The organism is Luteimonas sp. TWI596, assembly GCF_039674105.1.
Taxonomy (GTDB): Bacteria; Pseudomonadota; Gammaproteobacteria; order Xanthomonadales; family Xanthomonadaceae; genus Luteimonas.
The window spans coordinates 1-695 of the sequence record NZ_JBDJMU010000051.1; the positions used below are offsets into that span (position 1 = coordinate 1).

The window sequence follows — 695 nt, forward strand, 5'->3', positions numbered from 1 at the left end:
ACGGTGCGCTGGGCCGGGTCGCGGTGCGGCGGTCGATGACCCTGCTGCTGCCGCCCGAAACCCACGACGTCAGCTTCGCGATGACCTCGAGCTTCAGCTGCATGATGCTCGCGACGCTGGCCGCGCTGGGCGGGCCGCACGCCCTGGAGACGCGCGTGCACGCGATGGCGTCGGCCACCGAAGCCGTGCTGCAGCAGGCGCGCGGGCTGACCCAGGAACTGGCGCTGTGCGGGTTCGAGCGCGTGGTGTATCTGGGCAGCGCACTGTTCAAGGGCCTGGCGCGCGAGGCCGCGCTCAAGCTGGGCGAACTGAGCAACGGCGCGATCGCGACCTGCTTCGAATCGCCGATGGGCTTCCGCCACGGCCCCAAGACCTTCGTCACCGCACGCACGCTGGTGGTGGTGTTCGTGTCCAACGACCCGCTGACCCGGCGCTACGATCTCGACCTGCTCGACGAGCTGCGAAGCGATGGCGTGGCCGCGCGCGTGATCGAGGTCACCGCCGCCCAACCGCATGGCCCGGCGCGCGATGCGGTGCGCATGACCGGACTCGCGCACGCCCACGATCTCGACCTGCTGTGGCCCTATGTCGCGGTGGCGCAGCTGTTCGCGTTCCACGCCTCGCGGGCGCTGGGCGTGCGGCCCGACAGCCCGAATGCGCAGGGCACGGTGAACCGCGTCGTCCAGGGCGTGCGC

The 695-nt window shown here is 71.5% G+C and carries 1 pseudogene; it reads left to right on the forward strand.

Annotation, left to right across the window (positions count from 1 at the left end):
- Positions 1–695, forward strand: a pseudogene (locus ABE487_RS17195) (sugar isomerase); the annotation flags it as partial.